The organism is Miniimonas sp. S16 (assembly GCF_057748195.1).
In genome coordinates, this window is record NZ_CM173242.1 from 3,224,249 (window position 1) to 3,248,862 (window position 24,614).

Genomic DNA, 24,614 nt, shown 5'->3' on the forward strand with positions numbered 1-24,614 from the left:
GGCGGCGAGAACGGCCCGCTGGGGGCCGTTCTCGTCGCAGCAGGCCGTTCTGGAGGCGTAGTGCGGGCGCCGGGTCTAGGTGCTGAGTCCGCGAGGCGCGGTGGACGCGAAGGTCTGAGCTCGCCGTCGTGCGCCCCGTCGGGGCTCATCGGCCGCGGCTGACCAGCTCGCGTGCGTCGAGAACGGCCTCTGGCGACGAAGACGGTCCGCCGGGGGCCTTCACCGGCTGCGGCGGACCAGCCCGCGTTCGGCGGGAACGGCCCGTGGCGACGAAGACGGTCCGCAGCGGGCCGTTCTCGGGGCGTGGCGAGCGCGAGCCGGGCGCGCGAGAGCTGGGCAAGCGCGAGGCGCGGCGGACGCGGAGGTATGGGCTCGCCGTCGTGCGCCCCGTCAGGCCGCGCCGGCCGCGGCGCCGCGGTGCTGCACCCACTCGCCTCGGAAGTGGTCGTAGCAGACGGAGTTGTCGATGGTGCTGCGGTCGAAGCCCTGCTCGCTCGCCACGACCTTGCCCAGCCGCTCCGGGTCCGGCGCCGCCTGGGCGAGGAGCTTCGTGTAGTCGTGGTGGGCGTCGAGGATGACGGCGTCGGACGGCCCACGCTCGACCACGCGCCCCTTGTAGAGCACGAGGATCTCGTCGGAGAAGTGCCGCGCGGTGGCCAGGTCGTGCGTGATGTAGAGGACCGCAAGGTTGTCCTCGCGCTGCAGCCGGGCGAGCAGGTTGAGCACGCCGAGGCGGATCGAGACGTCGAGCATCGAGACCGGCTCGTCGGCGATGAGGATCTGCGCGCCGGGCGCGAGCGCTCGGGCGATCGCGACCCGCTGGCGCTGACCGCCCGACAGCTCGTGGGGTCGGCGCTGCGCGTAGTGCGACGCCGGCGTGAGGTTCACCCGCTCGAGCATCTGCGCGACCCGCTCGCGCGTCTCGGTCGACCCCTTCGTGCGCTGGTGCAGCAGCAGCGGTCGCGCGATGTGGTGCTCGATCGTGTGGAACGGGTTGAGCGAGGCGAACGGGTCCTGGAACACCATCTGCACGTGCCGGCGGTAGTCGGATCCGTGGACGGGCGTCCGGTCGTCCAGGAGCACGTTGATCTCGCCCGACGTCGGCTTCTCGAGACGGGTGAGGAGCTTGGCGATCGTGGACTTGCCCGACCCGGACTCGCCGACCAGGGCGACCGTGCGCCGCGGCACGAGGTCGAAGCTCACGTCGTCGACGGCGCGCAGCGTGGTGCGCCGCAGCCCGTTGCGGATCGGGTAGTCCTTGGTCAGGTGCACGACCTCGGCGCTGCTCATCGGTCCTCCTCGGGAGACTCAGCGGACTCGGCCGACGCGTCGGGCGAGGGGCCCTCGGGCTCGGGTTCGCCGTCGGGCTCGTGCTCGTGGACGTAGGCCGCGACCTCCTCGACGAGGGCGCCGGCCTCCTGGGCGAGCACGTCGTCGAACTGCGCGTCGAGCACGCCCGTGCGGATGAAGTCGCCGCGCTCGCCGGACAGGCTCGGGAACGAGCTGAGCAGCGTGCGGGTGTAGGGGTGGCGCGCGTGGCGGAACAGCTGGTCGGCGGTCTCGAGCTCGATGATCTCGCCCTTGAGCATCACCGCGATGCGGTCGGAGATCTCGAGCAGGAGCGGCAGGTCGTGCGTGATGAAGATGACGGCGAAGTCGAGCTCGTCCTTCAGCCGCACGATCTCGCGCAGGATGTCGCGCTGCACGACGACGTCGAGCGCCGTGGTGGGCTCGTCCATGATCATGACCTGCGGCTCGAGGAGCATCGCCATCGCGATCATCACGCGCTGGCGCATTCCCCCGGAGAGCTCGTGCGGGAAGGACGAGAGCCGCGCGGGGTCGACGCCGACGCGCTCCAGCACGTCCACCGAGCGCGCCTCGATCTCCTTGCGCGGGGTGCGGGGGCGGTGCGCGAGGATCGTGTCGCGCAGCTGCTTGCGCACGCTGATCACGGGGTTGAGCGCGTTCATGGCGCCCTGGAACACCATCGAGAGCTTGGACCAGCGGAACGTACGCAGGGCCTCGTCGGAGAGAGTGAGGACGCCGACGTCGTCACCCGAGCGGTCGTGGAACGTGATCCGGCCCGAGGAGATGCGCGCGGGCGGCTCGTGCAGCCGGTTCACGGCGTACGCCAGCGTCGTCTTGCCGCAGCCGGACTCGCCCGCGAGGCCGAGGATCTCGCCCGCGGCGAGCTCGAAGGAGGCGTGCTTGACGGCCTCGACGGATGGCTCCACCTCGTAGACGACCGAGAGGTCGTCGACCGTGAGGACGGTGCGCCGCGTGCGCGCCGACGTGGTGGGGTCGAAGGACGTGGTGGTGGTCATGCGCGGGCCGCCTCCTCGAGTCGGCGGATCTTACGGGCGCGGCGGCGGTGCAGCCGGACGTTCTTGAGCTTGGGGTTGATGACCTCGTCGATCGAGAAGTTGATGAGCGACAGGCCCATCCCGAACAGCGCGATCATGAGGCCGGGCGGGACGAACCACCACCAGGCGCCGAGCGAGAGGGCGAAGCCGTTCTGCGCGTAGAAGAGCATCGTGCCGAGCGTCCAGGAGTTCGCGGCGCCGAGGCCGATAAACGACAGGCCGGCCTCGGACAGGATCGCCGCGATCACCGCGAACACGAACTGCGACGCGATCACCGGGAGCAGGTTCGGCAGGATCTCGACGGCGATCACGCGCCAGGCGGGTTCGCCCGAGACCCGGGAGGCCGAGACGTAGTCACGACCGCGCACCGAGAGCGTCTGCGCGCGCAGCACGCGGGCCGAGCCGGCCCAGCTCGTGATCGCGAGGACGACGGCGATGGTCCACCAGCCGCGCGCCTCGCGCGGCACGAACGCCGCGATGACGATGACCAGCAGCAGGCCGGGGATGACGAGGAAGACGTTCGACAGCAGCGAGAACGCCTCGTCGGCGACGCCGCCCGCGTAGGCGCCGTAGATGCCGAAGCCGACCGACAGCGCCGTGGCGAGCACGCCGACGAGGATGCCGATCTGCAGCGAGCCCCGGGTCGCGAAGGCCAGCTGGGCCAGCACGTCCTGGCCGGTCTGCGTGGTGCCGAGCAGGTGCTCCGACGAGGGCGCGGTGAGCCCCATGTCGCGGATCACGGTCGGGTCGCTGACCAGCCACGGGCCCACGACGGCGAACGCGATGATGAGCACGACCAGACCGATCCCGACGGCGAGCCACCCTGCCATCGTCGGCAGCAGCGGGCGCAGCGACGATCGGCGCGGCGCCCCGACCTCCTCGGCCTCCTGGGCGAGCAGCTCGGGCGCCTCGGAGATGTCGGGCTCGTTGAGGGGGGTGATGTTCGTCATGACTCAGCCCTTCGCCCGGGTGCGCGGGTCGATGAGGCCGTAGAGCAGGTCCACGGCGAGGTTGGCGCCCAGCACGGCAAGCGTGATGACGAGGAAGACCCCCTGCATGAGCGCGTAGTCGTTGTTGGTGACGGCCTGCAGCAGGCGCGAGCCGATCCCGGGGTAGGAGAACACCTGCTCCGTGACGACCGACCCGGAGACCACGAACCCGAGGGAGATCGCGAAGCCCGCGATCGAGGGGAGCACGGCGTTGCGCGCCGCGTAGTGCAGCTGGATCCGGCGCTCCCGCAGGCCCTTCGCGCGGGCGGTGAGGATGTAGTCCTCCGAGAGCGTGGAGACCATCATGTTGCGCATGCCCAGGAGCCAGCCGCCGAGCGAGGCGATGACGATCGTGAGCGCCGGCAGGATCCCGTAGTAGATCGCCGAGGAGATGAACTCCCAGCTCCATCCGGGATCCAGCACGACGTCGTAGCCGCCCTGGCCCGGCAGCCAGCCCAGGACCCGCGAGAGCAGGTACACGAGGATGAGCGCGAGCCAGAAGTAGGGCACCGCGGCCAGCAGGGTGGTCGCCGGGACGAGCGAGTCGAGCCAGGTGCCGGGCCGCCAGCCGGCGATCATGCCGAGCGCCACGCCGATCGAGGCGGCCAGGATCGTGGAGATCCCGACCAGGGCGATCGTCCAGGGCAGCGACGTCGCGATGACGTCGCTGACCCGGGCGGGGTAGTACGTGACGGAGACACCGAGGTCGCCGTGCACGAGACGGACGAGGTACTGCCAGTACTGCTGGATCAGCGGGGTGTCGTCGTCGCCCCCGAGCAGAAGGGCGTAGGCCTTCCGGGTGTCGTCGGTCACCGTGCCGCCGCGCTGCTGGAGCTTGGCGAGCAGGATGTCGACGGGGTTGCCCGGGAGCATCCGGGGAATGAGGAAGGCGCGCAGCCGCGCTACGAGGTGACGGTCGCCGTCGAGCCCTGCGAGCCCGGCGAGCGCCCGACGGCGAGCCCCACCTGGTCCCACCCCGTCGGCTTCCGCACGGTGACGGTCCACACCGCCCCCGACGAGCACGGCACGCCGTTCGTGCTGCGGGTCAACGGCCGCGACGTGCAGGTGCGCGGAGCGAACTGGATCCCCGACGACGCGTTCGTCACCCGGGTCGACGCCGCACGCCTGAAGCGCCGCGTGGCCGACGCCGTCGAGGCGAACATGAACCTGCTGCGGATCTGGGGCGGCGGGATGTACGAGTCCGACGAGCTCTACGAGATCTGCTCGCGCGAGGGCATCCTCGTGTGGCAGGACTTCCTCCTCGCGTGCGCCGCGTACGCCGAGGAGCCGTGGCTCGCGGACGAGATCGAGGCCGAGGCGCGCGAGGCGGTCACCCGACTCTCGAAGCACGCGGCGCTCGCGCTGTGGTGCGGCAACAACGAGAACCTCGTGGGCTGGGCCGACTGGGGCTGGCGCGCGTCGCTGCAGGGCCGCACGTGGGGCGGCGGCTACTACCTCGAGACGTTCCCGGCGATCGTCGCCGAGCTCGACCCCACCCGCCCCTACATCCCCGGCAGCCCGTTCTCCGCGTCCACGCTGCTGGACCCGAACAAGGACACGGACGGCACCGTCCACGTCTGGGACGTGTGGAACGAGAAGGACGACACGAGCTACCGCGAGTGGCGTCCCCGGTTCGTCGCGGAGTTCGGGTTCCAGGGGCCGGCCGCGTGGACCACGCTGTTCGACGTCGTCCACGACGTCCCGGCCGACCCGTTCGGGCACGAGATGCTCGTCCACCAGAAGGCCAACCAGGGCAACCTCAAGCTCGAGCGCGGGTACACCCCGCACCTGCCCGCGCCGCGCACGATCGACGACTGGCACTTCGTCACGCAGCTCAACCAGGCACACGCGATCGCCTTCGGGATCTCCTACTTCCGCTCGCTCGCGCCGTACAACACCGGCACCGTGGTGTGGCAGCTCAACGACGACTGGCCCGTCGTCTCGTGGGCCGCGGTCGACTACGCCGAGCGCCGCAAGCCGCTCTGGTACGCGCTGCGCGACGTCTACGCGCCACGCCTGGCCACGCTGCAGCCGCCGCTGACGGGCGACCACCGGCTCGACCTCGTCGTGCTCAACGACACCGACGAGGCGTGCGACGGCGAGGTGCGCGTACGGCGCGAGATGTTCGACGGCGAGGTGCGCGCCGAGGCGCGGCTCGCCGTCGTGGTCCCCGCCCGCGGCGCGGCGCGCGTGGCCCTGCCGGACCACGTGGCGACCGGCGACGGCGCGCGTGAGGTGCTGGTGGCGGACCTCGACGCGCTGGGCAAGGGTTTCGCGCGGGTCGTGCACGACCTGGCCGACGTCGTCGGGCAGGACCTGGACCCCGAAGCGCTCGACGCGCGCGTCGAGCCCACCGCGACCGGTGCCGTGCTCACGGTGACGGCGCGGACGTACGTGCGCGACGTCGTCGTGCTCGCGGACCGCGCGGACGCCTCCGCCGCGGTGGATCGTGCGCTGGTGAGCCTGCTCGCGGGGGCGAGCGCCACGTTCGCGCTCACGGGCGACGGGCCGATCGAGGCCGACGCCGTGCTCGCGCCGCACGTGCTGCGCAGCGCCAACCAGCTCAAGGGCGCGCCCGTGGGGACGCCGCTGCCGGCGTTCGCGACGCAGGAGGTCGACGCGTGAGCGAGCTGCTCCGCCCGCCCTCGCCGTGGCCGGCGCCGCAGGCGCGGCGTCGGGAGTTCCCGGCCGACTTCAGGTTCGGCGTCGCGACCTCGGCCTACCAGATCGAGGGCGCCGCGCACGTGGGCGGGCGGACCGACTCGATCTGGGACACGTTCGCGCGCCGGCCCGGCACGATCGCCGACGCGAGCACGGGTGAGGTGGCGGTGGATCACTACCACCGCTTCGGTGAGGACGTGGCGCTGATGCGTGAGCTGGGCGTGGGCGGGTACCGGTTCTCGACGTCGTGGGCGCGGGTGCGTCCCGACGGCGGCGCGCCCGACCCCGAGGGCCTGGACTTCTACTCGCGGCTCGTCGACGCGCAGCTCGAGGCGGGCATCACGCCGTGGGTCACGCTCTACCACTGGGACCTGCCGCAGGCCCTGGAGGACGCGGGCGGCTGGCGCTCGCGCGACATCGTGCCGCGGTTCGTGGAGTACGCGCTCACGATGCACGAGGCGCTCGGGGACCGCGTGCGGCACTGGCTCACGCTCAACGAGCCGTGGTGCACGGCGTTCCTCGGCTACGCGGGCGGGCAGCACGCGCCGGGCGTGCAGGACGACGTCGGCGCGCTCCGGGCGCTGCACCACCTGCTGCTCGCGCACGGCGAAGCGGTGCGGGCGCTGCGCGCGGCCGACCCTTCGGTCGCCGGGCCGGACGCCGCACCGCTGACCCTCGGCATCGCGCCGAACTTCTCGCTCTACGCGCCGCTCGACCCCGCCTCGGCCGCGGACGTCGACACTGCGCGGCGGCTGCGGGACGCGCAGTGGGGCTGCTTCGTCGAGCCGCTGCTGCGTGGTGCCTACCCCGAGTCCTTCCTCGCCGACGTCGCCGACCTGTGGCCCGAGGATCTCGTGCGCGACGGCGACCTCGACGTCATCGCGACGCCGATCGACGTGCTCGGGGTCAACTACTACAACTCGTGGGTCATCGCCGCGCCGGACGGGTCCGGGGCGGTCGCGCCCTCGGGTGCCTCCGACGACGCCGGGACCTCGCCGTGGCTCACCGCGCGGGAGTCGCGCTGGGTCCCGACGCAGGCGCCGCGCACGGCGATGGACTGGGAGAACCACCCGGGCGCGTTCCGGGACCTGCTGCTGGAGCTGCAGGCGCTGGCCGGCCCGCGGGGTACGCACCTGATCGTGACCGAGAACGGCTGCGCGTACGACGACGACGTGCTGGTCGACGGCGTGGTGCAGGACCCCGAGCGGATCACCTACCTGCGCGAGCACCTGAGCGGGCTGCACGAGGCGATCGAGCGCGGCGCCGACGTGCGGGCGTACCTGCTGTGGACGTTCCTGGACAACTTCGAGTGGGCCTACGGGTACACCAAGGCGTTCGGCCTCGTCCACGTGGACCGGGAGACCCTCGCGCGCACACCGAAGGCGAGCGCCGCACTGGTACGCCACGCTCGCGCGGACGCGGGTGCTCGAGTCGTAGCTCGCGTCCGTCGCGTCAGCCGCGCGGCTCCAGCGCGGCCCTCGCCAGCTCTGGCCACCACCCCGGCCGCCACTGTGACGCTCCTCGCGGCCCGACCCCGCCAGCCGCGCCCAGCATCACACTCGGCGCCCGAGGCAGCCGGACCCGGGGGCTCGCCGTCGAGGAGATCGCCCGGATGCTCACCCGGGCGCGCACGGCGAACGCGAGTGCGCACTGCCACGCCGCGCTCGCGCGGACGCGGGTGCTTGAGGAGTAGCGCCGCGCGGCCCGGGTCGGCGGCGTCAGCTGTGCGGCTCCAGCCCGACGAGCACGAGCCCGACGGCGACCATGTCGCCCGCGCCGCAGCCCTCGGCCGAGCGCACGGACCTCTTCAGCGGGAGGATGTAGCTCGCCACCTGCTTGCTCGGGAAGATCGACGTGAGCCAGGTGCTTCCGCCGATCGTGACCTCGACCTTGACCGAGCCGAAGCCGCCCTGGACGCCCGTGGTCCGCCGGTCGATCTCGTCCGCCATCTCCTCCGGCACGGTGAGGAAGTGCCACGAGCCGGGTGGCGGGGTCTGCCAGATCGGGGCGTCGAAGCGGTAGGGCACGCGATCAGGGTAGGGCGGGGGTGCGACACCCTCGGGGAGTGTCGGTGGGCGACGGGCGGCGGGCCGACGCTCGAGCCGTCGGTACGCTGAAGGTTCAGCCCTCGTAGCTCAATGGATAGAGCAACGGCCTTCTAATCCGTCGGTTGCAGGTTCGAGTCCTGCCGGGGGCGCTCTCGCGCCCGCCTCAGGGTCGGCGGGGTCGGAATCGCCTGGACATCGCGCACCTCCACGGTCGTCGTCGTGCCCATGACGAGCATCCTCGCCGCCGGGTGATACGCCGTAGCGGCACGCCGATGCCCCCTAGCATCGCCACCATGGCCACTGCCACTGCGGACCCGCCCACGCGTCACCGCGTGTGGGGCCGAGTGCGTTCCGTGCTTGCGGGCCTCCTGGTCACGCTGGGCGCGATCCTCGCGCTCGTGTCGGTGCTCGCGGTCTGGGTGAACGGGCTCGTGCGCGACACCGACCGGTACGTCCAGACGGTCGCGCCGCTCATCGACGACCCCGCCGTCCAGGCCGCCGTGGCCGACGCCGCCACCGAGGGCACGCTCGACACCCTCGACCTGCAGACCCGCGCGGCCAACGGCGCCGACCAGCTCGCGCAGTCGCTCGGCCTCGGCCCCCGGATCTCCGACCTCACCGAGACCGCGGCGACGGCCCTCGCGGGCGCCGCGGAGGCCCGCGTCGCCGGCCTCATCGACAGGGCGGTCGCCTCGCCACAGTTCGCCACGGCGTGGGAGGAAGCCAACCGGGTGGCGCACGACCAGATCGTCGATCGCCTCACCGGCGAGCGCACCGGCGCGGTCGAGGTGGCGGACGGCGTCGTCACGGTCGACCTCCAGCCGCTCGTCGCCACGCTGCGGGACCGGCTCGTGGACCGTGGCGTGCCCGGAGCCGGCGCGATTCCCGACGTCGACCGCGAGCTCGTGCTCGTCTCCTCCGACTCGCTGGGCAGCGTGCAGACCGCGCTCTCCCTGCTGAACTCGGCCGCGCCGTGGCTGCCGTGGGTCACGCTTGCCCTGCTGATCGGCGCGGTCGCGCTCGCGCGGCGACACCACCGCATGGTCATCGTCGTGGGGCTGGCCGTCGCGGGCGCGCTCGTGGCCGGCCTGGTGGCGCTCGCCGTCGTGCAGGACGCCGCGGGCGGCGCGCAGCACTACCCCGACGCGGCCGCCGCCGTGGTCGCCCAGCTCATCGCCGTCCCGCGCGGCCTGCTGCGCGGCGCTGCCCTCGTGGCGCTCGTCGTCGCGCTCGTCGCAGCGCTCACGCAGCGCGGCGCGCGTGCCGGCATCCGGAACGCTGCCGCGCGGCTGCGCGGCACACTGCCCGTCGCGCGGGGTGGGCTCGGCCGGTTCGTGGCGGACAACGTCCGGATGCTGCGCGCCGTGGTCCTCGTGCTCGGGCTGCTCGTGCTCGTGTTCGTGGACCGGCCGACGCCGCTCGTCGCGCTCGCCGTCGTGGTCGGGACGGTCCTGCTCCTGGCGCTCCTGGAGATGCTCCGAGCGCCCGACGGCGAGGCGCCGACCGCGCCGATCGCCGAGGGTACCGCGGTGGTCGACCCGGTCGACCCCGCCGAGGTCGCGCCGCCGGAGGAGCCCGCCGAGCGCTAGCGCCCGTCAGGGGTAGAGGCCGCGCAGCCGGTGCGCCTCCCAGACGCGCTCGACACCCATGCAGGTCGCGGCCTCGCGGAGGGAGAGGTGCGCCCGGTCGGCGTACTCCAGCACGGCGCGCCACGAGGACGTCATGCGGCGTCGCAGCTTGTCGTCCACCTCGGCCTCGGTCCACCAGTACGCCTGGTTCGCCTGCACCCACTCGAAGTAGGACACGACGACGCCGCCCGCGTTCGCGAGGATGTCCGGCACGACGAGCACGTCCCGCTCACGCAGCACGGCGTCGGCCGCCTTCGTGGTCGGGCCGTTCGCGCCCTCGACCACGATCCCCGCGCGCACCCGGTCCGCGTTCGCCTCCGTCAGCACGCCCTCGAGGGCGGCCGGGACGAGCACGTCGACGTCGAGCTCGAGCAGCTCCTCGCCGTCGATCGCCTCGCCCCCGCTGAAGCCGGCGACGTGACCCGTGGTGTCGACGTGCCGCATGAGCGCGCGGATGTCGAGGCCGTCCTCGCGGAACACGGCGCCCGTGACGTCGGAGACCGCACGCACCCGGACGCCGGCCTCGGCCAGGAACCGGGCGGTGTCGCGGCCGACCTTGCCGAAGCCCTGCACCGCGGCAGTGCTGCGGGACGCGGCGCGGCCGCGGTGCTCGAGCGCGAGAAGCGCGACGTGGGACACGCCGCGCGACGTCGCGCTGGCGCGGCCGAGCGACCCGCCGAGCGCGAGCGGCTTGCCCGTCACGACGCCGGGCACCGTGTGCCCCACGTTGACCGAGTAGGTGTCCATGATCCACGCCATCGTGCGCTCGTCGGTGCCGACGTCGGGCGCGGGAATGTCCTGCGTCGGGCCGATCAGCGGCATGATCTCGCTGGTGTAGCGCCGGGTGACGCGCTCGAGCTCGGCGTCGGAGTACCGGGTGGGGTCGATGGTGATGCCGCCCTTCGCGCCGCCGTAGGGCACGTCGACCAGGGCGCACTTCCACGTCATCCACATCGCCAGCGCGCGCACCTCGTCCAGGTCGACGAACGCGGAGTAGCGCAGGCCGCCCTTCGCGGGTCCGCGGGAGAAGTTGTGCTGGACGCGGTGGCCGATGAACACCTCGGTCCCGCCGTCGTCGCGGCGCAGCGGCACGCTCACGGTGAGCTCGCGGCGCGGCGTGGCCAGCAGCGTGTGAATGCCCTCGCCGTAGCCGAGGTGCTCGATCGCGAACGCGAGCTGCGCGCGCGCGTCGTCGAGCGGTCCCGTGGTCGCGGACTCCGCGACGACCTCCACAGCCATGCCGACCTCCCTGACAGCGGGGACCGACGATGGGTGGCGCGGTCCTCCTCGACCTGCGGCGGTTGCCGCGCGCCCACCCTACCCAGGCGTGCGACCGGTGCTCCCTCCGGCGCGGATGGTTGGCGCACGCCTGCCGCTGGGGCAGGCTGGCGCAGTGATCACGACGAGCGACGGGACACCCGGCGTGCCCGCTGCCCCGGAAGACGAGCCGGCGACCTCTACGCACGACGACGCCCCCGCCGCAGCACCCCGGGAGGAGGCGCGCCGCGCGACCTCGCCGGCGCTCGACGTCGTGCTCGACCTGCAGGCCCAGCTCGAGGACGTCGCGTTCCCCCTCGACCTGCCCGGCGCCGAGCGCGCCCGCGAGCTGCGGCACCGGGTGTCCGTCCAGCTCGCCACCCACCTCGTCCCGCGGCTGCGGGAGGCGAGCCTGCCCGCCGTCGTGGTCGTCGGCGGCCCGACCGGTGCGGGCAAGTCCACGCTCGTCAACGCGATCGCGGGGGAGAGCGTCAGTCCCGCCGGCGTGGTACGCCCGACGACGCGGCGACCCGTCCTCGTCGTGCACCCCGACGACGCCGAGCCCATGGCCGAGCACCCCGTCGCCGCCCGCGCCGCGCTCGTGCACGGCGACGTGCCGCGTGGGCTCGCGCTCCTGGACGCGCCCGACCTGGACTCGGTCGACGAGGCCAACCGGGCGCTCGCCGTCGAGCTCGTCGAGGTGGCCGACGTCTGGCTCTTCGTGACGACCGCCAACCGGTACGGCGACGCCCTGCCGTGGGCGGTGCTGGACCAGGTCCGCCGGCGTGGCATCACGCTCGGGGTGGTGCTGGACCGCGTGCCGCGCGAGTCGCTCGACATCGTCCGGCGCGACCTCCTGGGCCGGCTCCAGGACGCCGGCTTCGGGTCGCTGCCGCTGTTCGTGGTACCCGACGCCGGCCCGCTCGCCGGACCGCTGGACCCCGCCCACGTGAGCGAGGTGGATCGCTGGCTGCGCCTGCTGGCCTCTCGCGCGGCGTCCCGCGAGGTCGTCGCGCGCACGCTGCGCGGCGTCTGGAACCCGCTGCGCGCGGAGGTCCGGGAGCTCGTCGACGCCGCGACCGCCCAGGTCGAGGAGGCCGACGCCCTGCTCGGCGCGGCATCCGCGGTGCTGCCGCCCGCCGTCGCCGCGCTGTCGGAGGCGATCGCCACCGGCGTGCTCACCGAGGGCGCGCCGACCACGCGGTGGGTGGCCGGCGCCGGCTTCCGCGGCCCGTTGGAGCCTCTCGCCCACGAGGTGACCGGGTTCTTCGGCCGACGGCGGGTCGAGCGCGGGCGGGAGGCCCGCGGCGCCGCGCTGGCCGCGCTCGTGGAGGAGCTGCGTTCGGCGTTCGTCGACGTCGTCGGAGACGCCGCGCGGCGCACCGACGCGGACGTCGTGCACGCGTGGACCGGCCACTCCGCCGCGGGCGCGGCGCTCGCCGAGGCGCGGCGCCCCGACGACGTGGTGGGTGAGCGCCGCGAGCGGCTCTCGAGTGCGTGGACCGGGTGGGTGTCCGGGCTCGGCACGCTCGGACTCGCCTCGGCCACGGGCGGGCAGGACGCCCGTCCGCCCCTGCTCGATCCCGACGGCGAGCGCGCCCTGGTCGCGCTCGCAGCGGCCGGGCTGCCCGCCGCCGAGCAGGCTGCGCGGCGCCTGGGCGCAGGTGGTGCGGACGACGCCGTCGCGGCCGCGCGCACCTCGCTGCAGGAGGCCGCGGCCGGGGTGCTGGCGGACGAGGTGCGGGCCTACGGCGACACGGTCTCCGCGCAGCTGTCGATCGAGGCCGCGACGGCGCTGCGGGTGCGGGTCGGGGAGCTGCGGGCGCTGGCGGGGGAGGAGCAGTGAGCGAGTCGGAGATCACGGGCGGCGCGCCCGACGAGGGGGGTGGCGCCGAGCCGCCCTCGACCCAGGTGACCGACGCGTCCCGGGCTCGCGCGACCCACGCGGCGCACGCGGGCGGCGACGCCCGCGAGGTCGCGCGGCGGGCCGAGCTGCTCGACGTGCTCGGGGCGTTCGGGACCCGGCTGCCCGCCGACGTCGCGGCGCGAGCCCGCGCGGAGCTGGACGCCGTGGGCGGGAGGCTCGCGCTCGGCGTCGCGCACCGGGTGGTCGCCCTGGTCGGCGGCACGGGTTCGGGCAAGTCCTCGCTGTTCAACGCCGTCACCGGGCTCGAGGTGGCCGACGTCGGCGTGGTGCGCCCGACGACGGCGCTGCCGACAGCCTGCATGTGGGGCTCTGACGCCACCGCCCTCCTGGATCACCTCGACGTCCCGCGCGATCGTCGCTACCGCGGCGAGACCGCGCTTGCCGGCCCGGAGCCCGGCCAGCTCGACGGCGTCGTGCTGCTCGACGTGCCCGACCACGACTCCGTCGCCGCGGGCCACCGCGATCAGGTCGACCGGCTCGTGCCGCTCGTCGACCTCCTCGTGTGGGTGCTCGACCCCCAGAAGTACGCCGACGAGCGCCTGCACGCCGGGTACCTGCGTGGCCTGGCGGGCCGGCAGGACGCGATGCTCGTCGTCGTCAACCAGATCGACACGCTGACCCCGGAGGGCCTGACCGAGCTGCGGCTCGACGTCGCGCGCCTGCTCGTGGCCGAGGGGCTGGGTGGCGTCGAGGTGCTCACCACCTCGGCCCGGACCGGCGACGGCGTGGCGGAGCTGCGTGAGGCCGTGCAGCGGGTGTCCCAGCGGGCGTCGGTCAACCGCACGGCCGCCTGGGACCAGCTGGACTCGGTCTCACGGGCCCTGACGGCTGGACTGGGTCCGCGCCCGGGCGCCGACGTCGACGTGCCGGCTGCGGCCGCGCGGCTCGCCGAGGCCGCAGGTGTGGGCGTGGTGGCCGACTCCCTGGCGGCCGCGGTGCGCGGCGGCGTGGCCGTGACGGCGGTGCGCGACGTGCCCCAGGCGCGGCTGGAGGCGATCCGGCACGAGTGGGTCGCGACGCTCACCGACGGGCTGGCACCCGCCTGGCGCGACGCCGTCGCGGGGGCCGTGCCCCCGGCCCGGGCGATCGGCGAGGCCGTGACCGCGGCGCTGCGCGAGGTGCCGGTGCCTGCCGTCGCGCGGCCCGGACTGTTCGCGCGGCTGCGGTCGGGGGCGGTGGCCGCGGCGGCGGACCAGGCGCGCGACGGCTACCTCGCCGCGACGACGCCGGCCCTCGAGTCGTGCGTGCAGAAGCTGCTCGCGCCGGCGCAGGACGTCCGCGCCTCGCTCGCCGAGGCGCACCGCGTGCTCGACGGGGCGCGGTAGCGCGTCGGCACACGCGGCAGTTGCCCCCAGCGCGTCACGGCGTCGCCGATCCGCGCGTTCTCCCCACCCCCCGCGCGCTCGCCCACCTCTGCGGGCCAGCCTGGGCGCGTGGCCGGACCCTCCGGCCGGGAGCGGAGGCAGCAGATGAGCTACGAGACGCACCTGACGGTGCGCGGTTTCGTCGGGACGGTGCCGTCCCTCAACCAGAGCGCGAGCGGCACCGTGTGGACGCGGTTCCGCGTGGGCAGTACGCCGCGGCGCCGCAGCGCCGAGGGCACCTGGGTCGACGGCAGCACCGTGTGGTTCTCGGTGTCCGCGTTCGGTGACCTCGCGCACCGCGTGTGCAAGACGATCCGCAAGGGCACACCCGTCCTCGTCCACGCGAAGGTGGTGGAGAGCTCCTGGACCGACCAGCACGGCACGGCCCGCACGCAGCTCGCCCTCAACGCGTCGGCCGTGGCGGTGGACCTCGCCGGTCGCGGCATCCTCACGTGGAGCCCCGCGCCCGACGCGGGCGAGCACCGCTCGTCGGACGGGTGGGGCGGGATGGCCGACGGCGCACGCGCGTCCAGCGGCGCGGACGCGGCGTACGCGTCGGACGGAACTGGCGCCGACGGGCCGGACGGGCCGGCGGCGGGCGCCGCGTCGTACGCCGGACCGGAGGCTGGCGGCGGGAACGGGGTCGACGGCGAGCGGATGCCCGTGGACGTCAGCGGGTTCGAGATCGTCGAGGAGGACGAGGAGGTGGTCGTCGAGCCGCCGTTCTGAGGTGGACCGCCGTGACGTGACGGACGGTGTGCCATCCTGGCGCCCGGACGGGGCGGGTGCCGCGTGCCGGGTCGGGCCGGTCGGTCCCGGGCCGGCCTGTCCGCGGCGATCAGGAGGGTCACGGGTGACGACAGCGCACGAGGACGCCGGCGACGCGCTCGGACCGGGGGCGCGCCGCGGCGTGGCCCACCGGATCCGCCGCCACGGCGGTCGCGACCCGCACGAGGCGCACCGCGTGGCCACGCCGCTCGAGCTGCTCTTCGACCTCACGTTCGCGGCCGCGTTCGGCGTCGCAGGGAACCAGATGACGCACCTGCTCGAGCTCGGTCACCAGGCCCAGGCTGTCGGCGCGTTCGCCTTCGCGATGATGGCGATCGTCTGGGCATGGATCAACTTCACGTGGTTCGCGTCCGCCTTCGACACCGACGACTGGCTCTTCCGCGTCACGACCATGGTGCAGATGGCGGGAGTCCTCGTGCTCGCGCTCGGGCTGCCGGCCCTGTTCCGGTCGGTGGACGAGGGCGGGGTGATCGCAACGGCGTCGTGGTCGCGGGCTACGTCGTGATGCGGGTCGCGCTGCTGGCGCAGTGGCTGCGTGTGGCGCGCTCCTCACCCGCGCACCGCACGACCGCGCTGACCTACGTGGCGTTCGTCGCCGTCGCGCAGGTCGGGTGGGTGCTGGCAGCGATCGCCCACCTGGCGCTCGGGCCGATGCTCCTCGCCGCGGCCGTCCTCTACCTCGTGGAGCTCGGCGGACCCGTGGTCGCCGAGCTGCGCGGCGCCGGCACCCCGTGGCACCCGCACCACATCGCGGAGCGGTACTCCCTGCTCACGATCATCGCGCTGGGCGAGGGAGTGATCGGGACGGTCGCGGCGGTCGAGCCGATCATCGGTGAGCAGGGCTGGACGAGCGACGCGATCATGGTCGTCGCTGGTGGCACCGTGCTCACCTTCGGCCTGTGGTGGGTGTACTTCTCGGCGCCGTTCGGGGAGATCCTGCACGCCGCGGGACGCTCGGGCTGGGTGTCGTCCGTGTTCGGCTACGGCCACATCCCCTTGTTCGCGGCGATCGCCGCCGTCGGCGCGGGACGCACGTGGCGGCGTACGTCGTCGAGGGTGAGGCCCACGTCGGGTTCCCCGTGGCGGTGCAGGCCGTCGCGATCCCGGTCGGGGTGTTTCTCGTCGCACTGTTCGCGATCTACGCGCTGCTCGTCCGGCGCGTCGACGCGCTGCACGTCGCGCTCCTGGCGGGCGTCGTCGCGGTGCTGGTGCTCGCCGTCGCGCTCTCCCGTGGCGGACTCTCCTTCGGCGCGAGCGTGGCGATCCTCGCGGTCGCGCCCGCAGTCGTGGTGGTGGGCTACGAGATGGCCGGCCACCGGCACGCGGCGGAGCACGTCGCGTCCCTGCGCGCCCGCGGATGAGGGCGAGGCCGCCAGCCCCCGCTCGGGCGCGGCGCGCGTCCGCGTAGGCTGGGGGCCGGAAACCCCCCAATCAACTCCCTAGGAGAGCTGTGGCCGAGTACATCTACTCGATGGTCCGCGCCCGCAAGGCGCACGGGGACAAGGTCATCCTCGACGACGTGACGATGGCGTTCCTGCCCGGAGCCAAGATCGGCATGGTGGGTCCGAACGGGGCCGGCAAGTCGACGATCCTGAAGATCATGGCGGGACTCGAGACCCCCTCCAACGGTGAGGCGCGGCTCTCGCCGGGCTACACCGTGGGGATCCTGCTCCAGGAGCCGCCGCTGGACGACTCCAAGACGGTGCTCGGGAACGTGCAGGACGCCGTCGCCGACCTGCTCGCCAAGAAGCAGCGGTTCGACGAGATCGGCGAGGAGTTCGCGAACCCCGACGCCGACTACGACGCGCTCATGGCCGAGATGGGCACGCTGCAGGAGCAGATCGACGCTCAAGACGGCTGGGACGTCGACGCCCGCCTCGAGCAGGCGATGGACGCGCTGCGTTGCCCGCCGCCGGACGCGGACGTCGCGGTGCTCTCCGGTGGTGAGCGTCGCCGGGTGGCGCTGTGCAAGCTGCTGCTCGAGGCGCCGGACCTGCTGCTGCTCGACGAGCCCACCAACCACCTCGACGCCGAGAGCGTGCAGTGGCTGGAGCAGCACCTCGCGCGCTACCCCGGCGCCGTCATCGCCGTCACGCACGACCGGTACTTCCTCGACAACGTCGCGCAGTGGATCGCCGAGGTCGACCGCGGCCGGCTCTACCCGTACGAGGGCAACTACTCCACGTACCTGGAGAAGAAGGCCGAGCGCCTGCAGATCCAGGGCAAGAAGGACGCCAAGCTCGCCAAGCGGCTCGCGTCCGAGCTCGAGTGGGTGCGGCAGAACGCCAAGGGTCGCCAGGCCAAGTCGAAGTCGCGTCTGGCCCGCTACGAGGAGATGGCGGCGGAGGCCGAGCGCACCCGCAAGCTGGACTTCGAGGAGATCCAGATCCCGCCGGGCCCGCGGCTGGGCTCGGTGGTCATCGAGGCGAAGAACCTGCGCAAGGGATTCGGCGAGCGGGTCCTCATCGACGGACTCTCCTTCGACCTGCCGCGCAACGGCATCGTCGGTGTGATCGGGCCGAACGGCGTCGGCAAGACGACGCTCTTCAAGACGATCGTCGGGCTCGAGCCGCTCGACGGCGGCGACCTCAAGATCGGCGAGACGGTCAAGATCTCCTACGTCGACCAGTCCCGCACCGGCCTGGACCCGAAGAAGACGCTGTGGGAGGTCGTCTCCGACGGCCTGGACTACATCCAGGTCGGCAACGTCGAGATCCCCTCGCGCGCGTACGTGTCGCAGTTCGGGTTCAAGGGGCCCGACCAGCAGAAGCCCGCGGGGGTGCTCTCCGGTGGGGAGCGCAACCGGCTGAACCTGGCGCTCACCCTCAAGCAGGGCGGCAACCTCCTGCTCCTGGACGAGCCGACCAACGACCTCGACGTCGAGACGCTCGGCTCGCTGGAGAACGCGCTGCTGGAGTTCCCGGGCTGCGCCGTGGTCGTCTCGCACGACCGATGGTTCCTCGACCGCGTCGCGACGCACATCCTGGCCTACGAGGGCACCGAGGAGAACCCGTCGAGCTGGTACTGGTTCGAGGGCAACTTCGCGGCGTACGAGGAGAACAAGGTCGAGCGGCTCGGCCCGGAGGCGGCCCGTCCGCACCGGGTCACCTACCGCAAGCTCACGCGCGACTGACGCGGCGGCGGCACGCGCCCGGGCCCGGGCGCGTACCGCTGCGCACCTACCGGCTGATCGGCGATGCTGGACCCGTCAGTCGTCACGGTGCCGTGCGCACCGCCGATCTCGGAGGTGTCGCCGTGTCGCTGGAGCGGACCCGCTGGATCCCCGTCGGCCTGCTCGTGGTCGTCGGGATCGCGGCTGCGATGCAGTTCGCCAAGGTCGCGGCGATCTTCGTCCCCGTGGCCGCCGTGTACGACGCGAGCGACACGGCCACTGCGCTGCTGCTGTCGGCGCCCGCCTTCGTCGGGCTCGTGCTCGGCCTCACGGCCGGCGTCTACGTCGCCCGGCTCGGGTTCCGGCGCGTGCTGCTGTGGTGCCTCGGGATCGGGACCGTGCTCGGGCTCGTGCAGGCGGTCCTGCCGCCGCTGCCGATCTTCATCGGCACTCGCGTCCTCGAGGGCGTGGCGCACCTGGGTCTCGTCGTGGCGTGCCCGGTGCTCATCATCCTGCTCAGCGCGCCGCGGCACGTCGCGCTCGCGATGAGCATCTGGGGCACGTTCTTCGGGCTCGCGTTCGCGATCGCCGGCTGGCTCGCACCGGCGCTGGAGGAGGCGAGCGGTGTGGGCGCCGTGTTCCTCGGGCACGCCGCGCTGCTCGCGGTGCTGCTGCTGGTCGTGGCGTTCGCCCTGCCTCGCGTGCCGGGCGACGGCCCGCAGCGCGACGGCGAGGCCGTGGGCTTCCTGCAGGCGCACCTCGCCGCGTACCGGTCACCGCGGACCTTCCTGCCGGGCCTGGTGTTCGTCTTCCACACCACGATGTACGTCTCGCTCATCACGTTCGTCCCGCTCTTCGCGACGTCTGACGCACGTGGAGCGCTGCTCGTGTGGATGCCCCTGGTGAGCATCCTCGGCACCGTCGTCGCCGGCTTCGTGGGTCAGTACGCGACGACGCCACCCGTCGTCCTGCTCGCGGGCTACCTCGGCGTGGCGGCGCTGATCGTGGTGACGTGGTCGGTGCTCGTGGGAGAGGGGACGGTCGTCGTGGCAGCGCTCGCGCTCATGGTCTTCTCCGGCCTGATCCAGGGCGCGACGTTCGGCCTCATCCCCACCCTCTCGCGCGATCCGCGCGTCACGGCGCACGCCAACGGCGTGCTCACGCAGCTGGGCAACCTCGGCTCGACGGTCGGCCCGCCCCTGTTCGCCTCGGTGATCGTGGGCACGCGGAGCAGCGACTTCGCGCCCGTCGTCGTCCTGGTGCTCGCCCTGTGTGCGGGCGGGCTCGTGGTCAGCGCCCTGGCGTTGCGTCTGACGGGGGTGCGTCACGCGCTGCCACCTGCGGCTCCGGTGCCGGGACCCGCGCTCTAGCCTCCTCCGGCTCTCGGACGAGCGCGGACGCTCGTCCCGGTCGAGCGAGTGCTGGCCGGGGGTGCGCGCCGGCCGGAACGGCGTAGGCGCGTGCAGGGTGGGAGCGGGCCGGTGCGAGCGGGCCGGTGCGAGCGGGCGGTGGGAGCGGGCGGTGCGAGCGGGCGGTGCGAGCGGGCGGTGCGAGCGGGCGGTGCGAGCGGGCGGTGCGAGCGGGCGGTGCGAGCGGGCGGTGCGAGCGGGCCGGGCACACAGGTTCGGTTGACGGCGTGGACGCATTGACTGGTCGCGCGTGCACATTGACTGGTCAGATCTTCTCGCGCCCGTGCCGTTTCGCTGTGACCTGCGAGGACTCTCCGTCGATCACGCCGAGAAGGCATCTGACCAGTCAATCCGTCGGGTGGACCAGTCAATCCGTCGGGAACGACGCGCCCCGCGTTCGGCCCGGCCGCTCGTGGCTCTCGGGCTCTCCCCGCGCCGTCGGGCAGGATGGGGCGATGAGCGACGAGCGGGCGACGCAGCCACCGCCGGAGCCGACGGCGGACTGGACGGCTCTGCCGTCGCCGTTGCCGTCGCCGGCCCCCGCGTCAGCCCCCTCGCAGTCGATGGCTACGCAGACCCCGGAGCCCGCCGCGCCGCCCGCGCCGGCCGCGGACCTCGCGGCGGACGAGGCCAACGCCCGCGCGCGCCTGGTCGGAGCCGTCGACGTCGTGCGGGGCCGGCTCACCGCGACGACCCTCCCGCTCGACGGCGTCGGCGTCCCCGAGCAGCGCGCGCGCCGCCGCGAGCTCCTCGACCAGATCGATGACTACCTCCTGCCCCGCCTGCGCACCGACGGCGCACCGCTGCTCGTCGTGGTCGGCGGCTCCACGGGCGCGGGCAAGTCGACCCTCGTGAACTCCCTGCTCGGGGCCCCGCTCACCACGCCCGGGGTGCTGCGCCCCACCACCCGCTCGCCTGTCCTGGTGCACCACCCGAGCGACGGCCCGTGGTTCGCGCCAGAGCGGATCCTGCCGACCTTGGCGCGGGTCGCGACGACGACGGGCCCGCCGACGACGCCCGGCGGCACCGCAGGCACCGCAGGCACCGCAGCCACAGCGCCGGCACCCACCGACCGCTCGACGCCGGGCGGCGCCCGCGCGCTGCGCCTGGCCCCCTACGCCGGCATGCCGCCCGGCCTCGCGCTGCTCGACGCCCCCGACATCGACTCGATCGAGCAGGCCAACCGCGAGCTCGCCACCCAGCTGCTCGCCGCCGCCGACCTGTGGCTGTTCACCACGACCGCCGCGCGCTACGCCGACGCCGTGCCGTGGGAGCTGCTGCGCGGTGCGGCCGCCCGACGCGCCCAGGTCGCGCTCGTCCTCGACCGGGTGGACCCCGGCTCCGACCTCGTGGTCGCCGACCTTGCCCGCCTGGCCCGCGAGCAGGGGCTCGGGGACGCGCCGCTGTTCGTCGTGCCCGAGGCGGAGCTGGACGCGAGCGGCATGCTGCCGGAGCGCGCCGTCGCGGACGTCGCGGGCTGGCTCACCGACCTCGGCGGCTCCTCGCACGCACGGGACGTCGTCGCCCTCGCGACCCGCGACGGCGTCGTCATGGACCTGGTCCACGCCGTCGAGCAGATCGCAGACGCGGCCGACGCGCAGGCCGAGTCGGCGGCCCGGCTCACCGCCGTCGTCACCACGGCCTACGCCGACGCGCGCACCCAGGTGCGGCGTGCGACGTCGGACGGCGCGATGCTGCGCGGCGAGGTGCTCACGCGCTGGCAGGACTTCGTCGGCGCGAGCGACGTGATGCGCTCGGTCGAGCGCGGCGTCGGCAAGGTGCGCGACAGCGTCGCGGCGTTCTTCCGCGGCGGCCGGCCGAGCGCGCAGCCGGTGGAGACGGCGATCGCGCACGGCCTCGAGGCCGTGACGATGGACGCGCTGGAGGGGGCGCGCGAGCGCGTCCGGTCCGCGTGGCGCGCCGACCCGGCCGGAGCCACGATTCTCGTGGACGCGAGCGCGACGGCGGGCGTCACCGGTGCGAGCACCGCGGACCTGCGCGCGGCGATCGCCCAGCAGATCCGCGGCTGGCAGGAGGACGTCCTCGCCGTCGTGCGCGACCAGGGGGAGGACCGTCGCGGCCTCGCCCGCGCGCTGAGCTTCGGCGTCAACGGGCTCGGCGTCTCGCTCATGCTCGTGGTGTTCGCCGGCACCGGTGGCGTGACCGGTGTCGAGCTCGGGATCGCCGGTGGCACGGCCGTGCTCGCGCAGAAGGTGCTCGAGGCCGCGTTCGGCGACGACGCCGTGCGCCGGCTCACCGAGCAGGCGCAGGCCCGGCTGGAGGAGCGACTCGGGTCCCTCCTCACCGCCGACGCCGCGATCGCCCTCACCGCCGTGACCGCGCTCGGCGTCTCCGACGCCGACGGCCCCGCGCTGCGCCGCGCAGCGCAGGAGGTCGCGTCCGCGGCCGCCGCCGAGCGCGCGGTGCGGGTGGACCACGCGCGGCCCGAGGCGCTCACCGCCCCCGGTCCCGCGCTCCGCGGCGCGCACCTGCGCGGCGTCGCCGACGCAGCGCTGTCGCCCTACGGCGGTGCACACCCGAGCCACGCGCCCGACGGCGAGCCCGGCCTGGGCGGACCGGCGGCAGGTGGTGCGGCGGCGGGGGAGGCGCCCCGGCGGCCCGGGTTCTGGCGCCGGCTGTTCGGCGGCTCCGGTGACCCCGGCGGCTCGGGCGACACCCGCAACGAGAGCGGCTGGGGCGATCCGGGGCAGCGCCGGTGAGGGCCGCGTCCCTGGACCTGGCCAGCCGCACCCGGGCGCTCGCGTCCGCGATCGAGGCGGCGGAGGGCCGCCTGCCCGAGCCGCTCCTCGAGCGTGCTCGCGGCGTGCTGGCGCGGGCGAGCGAGCGCGCGGAGCTCTCGTCCGAGCACACCGTCGTCGCGCTGGCGGGCGCGACGGGCGCCGGGAAGTCCTCCGTCTTCAACGCCCTCGTCGGCTCCGAGGTGGCGCGCACGAGCGAGCAGCGCCCGACCACGGCGCACGCCCTCGCGGTGGTCGCCGAGCGGGCCGAGCTGCGCGCGGGCTCGGACGAGCTGCTCGCATGGCTCGAGGTGCCCGCCCGGCACGAGCGTCCGATCGACGAGGACCACCCCGACGGGCTCGTCCTGCTCGACCTGCCCGACCACGACTCCGTGGTCCGGGCGCACCGCGAGCGCGCCGACCACGTCACCCAGCGCGCCGACCTGCTGGTGTGGGTGACGAACCCGCAGAAGTACGCCGACGCGGTGCTGCACGAGCGTTACCTCGCACCCCTCGCGGGGCACGGCGGTGACGTCGTCGTCGTGCTCAACCAGATCGACCGGCTCTCCGCGCCCGAGGCCGCCGCGTGCCTCGACGACCTCGAGCGACTCGTGCGCGCCGACGGGCTCTCGGCGACGGTGCTCGGCGTGTCCGCGCGGACCGGTGCCGGCCTGCCCGCGCTGCGGCGGCTCGTGGTGAAAGCCGTCGAGCGCCGCCAGGTCGCGACCGGCCGGCTCGTCGCCGACATCCGTGGCGTGGCGAACGAGCTCGCCGCCGCCGTCCCGCCGGCCACGGACTCCGCACGAGCCGCCCGCGCGGCCCGCGGCCGGCTCGTCGACACGCTCGAGCAGGCGGCCGGGGTGCCGCTCGTCGTCGAGGCGGTGCGGGTCTCGAGCGTCCGCGACGCCGTCGCGCACACCGGGTGGCCGCCCACGCGGTGGGTGCAGCGCCTGCGCGCGGACCCGCTGCGCACGCTCGGGCTGCGCGGGTCGGGCCGCGTCGGTCGTCCGGGCGGGACCGACGACGGCGCAGCCTCCTCCGCCGGTCTGCCCGCCGACGAGGACGCGCTCGTGCGGACCTCGGTCCCGCCGGCCTCGCCCGCGGTGCGCGCCCAGGTCGCGACGGCGGCGCGCGCGTACGTGCAGGCGGCCGCCGCGGCGCTGCCGGCGGCGTGGGGCGAGCGGCTGAACGCGGCCGTCGTGGGCCGCGCCGCGCTCATCACCGACGCGCTCGACGTCGCCGTCGCCCGCGGCGTCCGCCTGCGGCCCGCGCGCTGGTGGCGCGCGGTGGGCAGTCTGCAGTGGCTGCTGCTCGCGGTGCTCGTGGTCGGCCTGCTCTGGCTCGCGGGCCTGGCGCTCGTGGACTACCTGCGCCTGCCGCAGCTCCCCGACCCGGTGCTCACGGTGGGTGAGCTCGTCGTGCCGTGGCCCACGCTGCTCTCCCTGGGCGGGGCGCTGCTGGGCATCGCCGTCGCGGCGATCGCGCGGATCGGGGCGCGGGTGGGTGCCGCGCGTCGGGCGCGTGCCGTGGGGGCACGTCTGCGTCGAGCGGTCGAGGACGTCGCGCAGCGGCGGCTGCTCGCGGAGGTCGACGGCGAGCTCACCGCCGCGGAGAACCTGCGCGCCGCCGCAGTGGTCGCCGCCGCGTAGGTGCGGCACGCCGTCGGGAACGCTGCGCGCCGGAGCCGTGCTCGCCGTCGTCCGCTCGGTGGCCGAACGAGCGCCGCGCGTCAGCGCCGGTGCCGGAAGACGAGCGGCTCGTCGACGATCGGCTCCCACGCCGCGCGCTGGGCGCGGGTGAGGCGGGTCGGGGCGCCGGTCGCCGTCGTCACCATGACGAGCGTGGTCGCCGCGATCGTGTAGGCGGGCGTCTCCAGGGGCGGGCCGGTGCGCTCGAGCTCGGGGTCGCCGTCGTGCACCGAGTAGCACAGTTCGAGCGAGGACCCGCCGAGCCGACCGATCCACAGCTGCACGGTGAGACCGCCGCGCAGGTAGGGCACGGGCCGCAGGTACTCGATCTCCTGACGAGCCACGAGGGTCTGCGTCGCGGCGCCCGGGCCCATCGTGAGCACCGCGGTGGACCACGGCGAGCGGGTGTGCGCGTCGGCCCAGAACGCCTGGATCCGCGCCTCCTCCAGAAGCGTGAACGCCGCGGCGTTGTTGACGTGACCGTAGGCGTCGAGGTCCGCCCAGCGGACCGGGATCTGAACGCGCAGCCGCACGGTTCCTCCTCGGATCGGGCGGCCCACGCCGCCCCCCGGTTCTACCACGCCGGTCCCCGCCGCCGCAGACGAGTGTCCCGCCGGGGGCGTCCGCGCCCGCAGTAGGGT

At 74.4% G+C, this 24,614-nt stretch carries 18 protein-coding genes, 1 tRNA gene and 2 pseudogenes; 14 read left to right on the plus strand and 7 right to left on the minus strand.

Translation table 11 applies throughout. From position 1 onward, the window contains the following. Positions 1–390 precede the first annotated feature (390 nt). Genes AC3AQ1_RS14225 through AC3AQ1_RS14240 form a run of 4 tightly spaced genes read right to left on the minus strand, consistent with a single transcriptional unit; the run spans position 391 to position 4,327 of the window. Positions 391–1,290, minus strand: a complete 900-nt coding sequence (locus AC3AQ1_RS14225; RefSeq protein WP_108719527.1) for an ABC transporter ATP-binding protein — start codon at positions 1,288–1,290, stop codon at positions 391–393. Then, entirely contained in the window at positions 1,287–2,324 is a 1,038-nt protein-coding gene (locus AC3AQ1_RS14230; RefSeq protein WP_199916482.1) for an ABC transporter ATP-binding protein, read from the minus strand. Before AC3AQ1_RS14230 ends, AC3AQ1_RS14225 begins: the two co-directional genes overlap by 4 nt. Continuing rightward, entirely contained in the window at positions 2,321–3,313 is a 993-nt protein-coding gene (locus tag AC3AQ1_RS14235) for an ABC transporter permease (RefSeq protein ID WP_108719528.1), read from the minus strand. Before AC3AQ1_RS14235 ends, AC3AQ1_RS14230 begins: the two co-directional genes overlap by 4 nt. Positions 3,314–3,316: 3 nt before the next feature. Next, on the minus strand, positions 3,317–4,327 hold the full coding sequence (locus AC3AQ1_RS14240; RefSeq protein WP_488301217.1) for an ABC transporter permease: 1,011 nt from the start codon (positions 4,325–4,327) through the stop codon (positions 3,317–3,319). Positions 4,328–4,345: 18 nt separating this feature from the next. On the opposite strand from AC3AQ1_RS14240, the gene AC3AQ1_RS14245 reads away from it, so the two are divergent. Both AC3AQ1_RS14245 and AC3AQ1_RS14250 read left to right on the plus strand, forming a co-directional pair. Continuing rightward, positions 4,346–5,977, plus strand: coding sequence for a hypothetical protein (locus AC3AQ1_RS14245; RefSeq protein WP_488301218.1), 1,632 nt, complete (start codon positions 4,346–4,348; stop codon positions 5,975–5,977). Then, positions 5,974–7,347, plus strand: a pseudogene (locus AC3AQ1_RS14250) (GH1 family beta-glucosidase); the annotation flags it as partial. The gene AC3AQ1_RS14245 and the pseudogene AC3AQ1_RS14250, both read left to right, overlap by 4 nt. A gap of 384 nt (positions 7,348–7,731) precedes the next feature. Here AC3AQ1_RS14250 and AC3AQ1_RS14255 read toward each other — a convergent pair. Beyond that, complete coding sequence (locus AC3AQ1_RS14255; protein WP_108719530.1) at positions 7,732–8,040, minus strand: DUF1905 domain-containing protein; 309 nt, start codon at positions 8,038–8,040, stop codon at positions 7,732–7,734. A 97-nt stretch (positions 8,041–8,137) separates the two neighbouring features. Between AC3AQ1_RS14255 and AC3AQ1_RS14260 the strand changes: the two genes are divergently transcribed. Together AC3AQ1_RS14260 and AC3AQ1_RS14265 are read left to right on the plus strand one after the other, a co-directional pair. Beyond that, positions 8,138–8,210 (plus strand) — tRNA-Arg (locus tag AC3AQ1_RS14260). A gap of 144 nt (positions 8,211–8,354) precedes the next feature. Beyond that, on the plus strand, positions 8,355–9,650 hold the full coding sequence (locus AC3AQ1_RS14265) for a hypothetical protein (protein WP_159096571.1): 1,296 nt from the start codon (positions 8,355–8,357) through the stop codon (positions 9,648–9,650). A 6-nt stretch (positions 9,651–9,656) separates the two neighbouring features. Here the strand turns inward: AC3AQ1_RS14265 and AC3AQ1_RS14270 are convergent, their stop codons facing one another. Next, positions 9,657–10,928, minus strand: a complete 1,272-nt coding sequence (locus AC3AQ1_RS14270) for a Glu/Leu/Phe/Val family dehydrogenase (RefSeq protein ID WP_108719532.1) — start codon at positions 10,926–10,928, stop codon at positions 9,657–9,659. A 154-nt stretch (positions 10,929–11,082) separates the two neighbouring features. On the opposite strand from AC3AQ1_RS14270, the gene AC3AQ1_RS14275 reads away from it, so the two are divergent. The 10 genes and pseudogenes from AC3AQ1_RS14275 to AC3AQ1_RS14320 all read left to right on the plus strand — a co-directional run bounded on the left by AC3AQ1_RS14275 (position 11,083) and on the right by AC3AQ1_RS14320 (position 23,934). Beyond that, positions 11,083–12,792 carry a dynamin family protein gene (locus tag AC3AQ1_RS14275; protein ID WP_159096572.1) on the plus strand — a complete coding sequence of 570 codons (1,710 nt, stop codon included), beginning with the start codon at positions 11,083–11,085 and terminating at the stop codon, positions 12,790–12,792. Next, the gene (locus AC3AQ1_RS14280) at positions 12,789–14,198 is read left to right on the plus strand and encodes a GTPase (RefSeq protein ID WP_108719534.1); all 1,410 of its coding nucleotides are present in this window, start codon (positions 12,789–12,791) and stop codon (positions 14,196–14,198) included. Before AC3AQ1_RS14275 ends, AC3AQ1_RS14280 begins: the two co-directional genes overlap by 4 nt. Positions 14,199–14,306: 108 nt before the next feature. After that, complete coding sequence (locus AC3AQ1_RS14285; protein WP_159096573.1) at positions 14,307–14,966, plus strand: single-stranded DNA-binding protein; 660 nt, start codon at positions 14,307–14,309, stop codon at positions 14,964–14,966. A gap of 124 nt (positions 14,967–15,090) precedes the next feature. Then, positions 15,091–15,531: a low temperature requirement protein A gene (locus AC3AQ1_RS14290; protein WP_234417536.1), complete on the plus strand. Its 441-nt coding sequence runs from the start codon at positions 15,091–15,093 to the stop codon at positions 15,529–15,531. Then, positions 15,531–15,995 (plus strand): annotated as a pseudogene (locus AC3AQ1_RS14295) (low temperature requirement protein A); the annotation flags it as partial. The gene AC3AQ1_RS14290 and the pseudogene AC3AQ1_RS14295, both read left to right, overlap by 1 nt. 65 nt (positions 15,996–16,060) lie before the next feature. Beyond that, the gene (locus AC3AQ1_RS14300; protein ID WP_234417538.1) at positions 16,061–16,387 is read left to right on the plus strand and encodes a hypothetical protein; all 327 of its coding nucleotides are present in this window, start codon (positions 16,061–16,063) and stop codon (positions 16,385–16,387) included. Positions 16,388–16,476: 89 nt separating this feature from the next. Continuing rightward, positions 16,477–18,159, plus strand: a complete 1,683-nt coding sequence (gene ettA / locus AC3AQ1_RS14305) for an energy-dependent translational throttle protein EttA (protein ID WP_108719536.1) — start codon at positions 16,477–16,479, stop codon at positions 18,157–18,159. Between the two features lie 122 nt (positions 18,160–18,281). Further along, a complete protein-coding gene (locus AC3AQ1_RS14310; protein WP_159096574.1) occupies positions 18,282–19,508 on the plus strand; it encodes an MFS transporter in 1,227 nt (408 codons plus the stop codon). 494 nt (positions 19,509–20,002) lie between these two features. Next, a complete protein-coding gene (locus tag AC3AQ1_RS14315; protein WP_159096575.1) occupies positions 20,003–22,267 on the plus strand; it encodes a dynamin family protein in 2,265 nt (754 codons plus the stop codon). Further along, positions 22,264–23,934, plus strand: coding sequence for a GTPase family protein (locus AC3AQ1_RS14320; RefSeq protein ID WP_108719538.1), 1,671 nt, complete (start codon positions 22,264–22,266; stop codon positions 23,932–23,934). The genes AC3AQ1_RS14315 and AC3AQ1_RS14320 overlap by 4 nt, the downstream gene beginning before the upstream one ends. An 80-nt stretch (positions 23,935–24,014) precedes the next feature. Here AC3AQ1_RS14320 and AC3AQ1_RS14325 read toward each other — a convergent pair whose 3' ends face one another. Then, positions 24,015–24,506 (minus strand): acyl-CoA thioesterase, encoded by a 492-nt coding sequence (locus AC3AQ1_RS14325; protein WP_108719539.1) that lies wholly within the window; start codon positions 24,504–24,506, stop codon positions 24,015–24,017. Between the last annotated feature and the right edge of the window lie 108 nt (positions 24,507–24,614).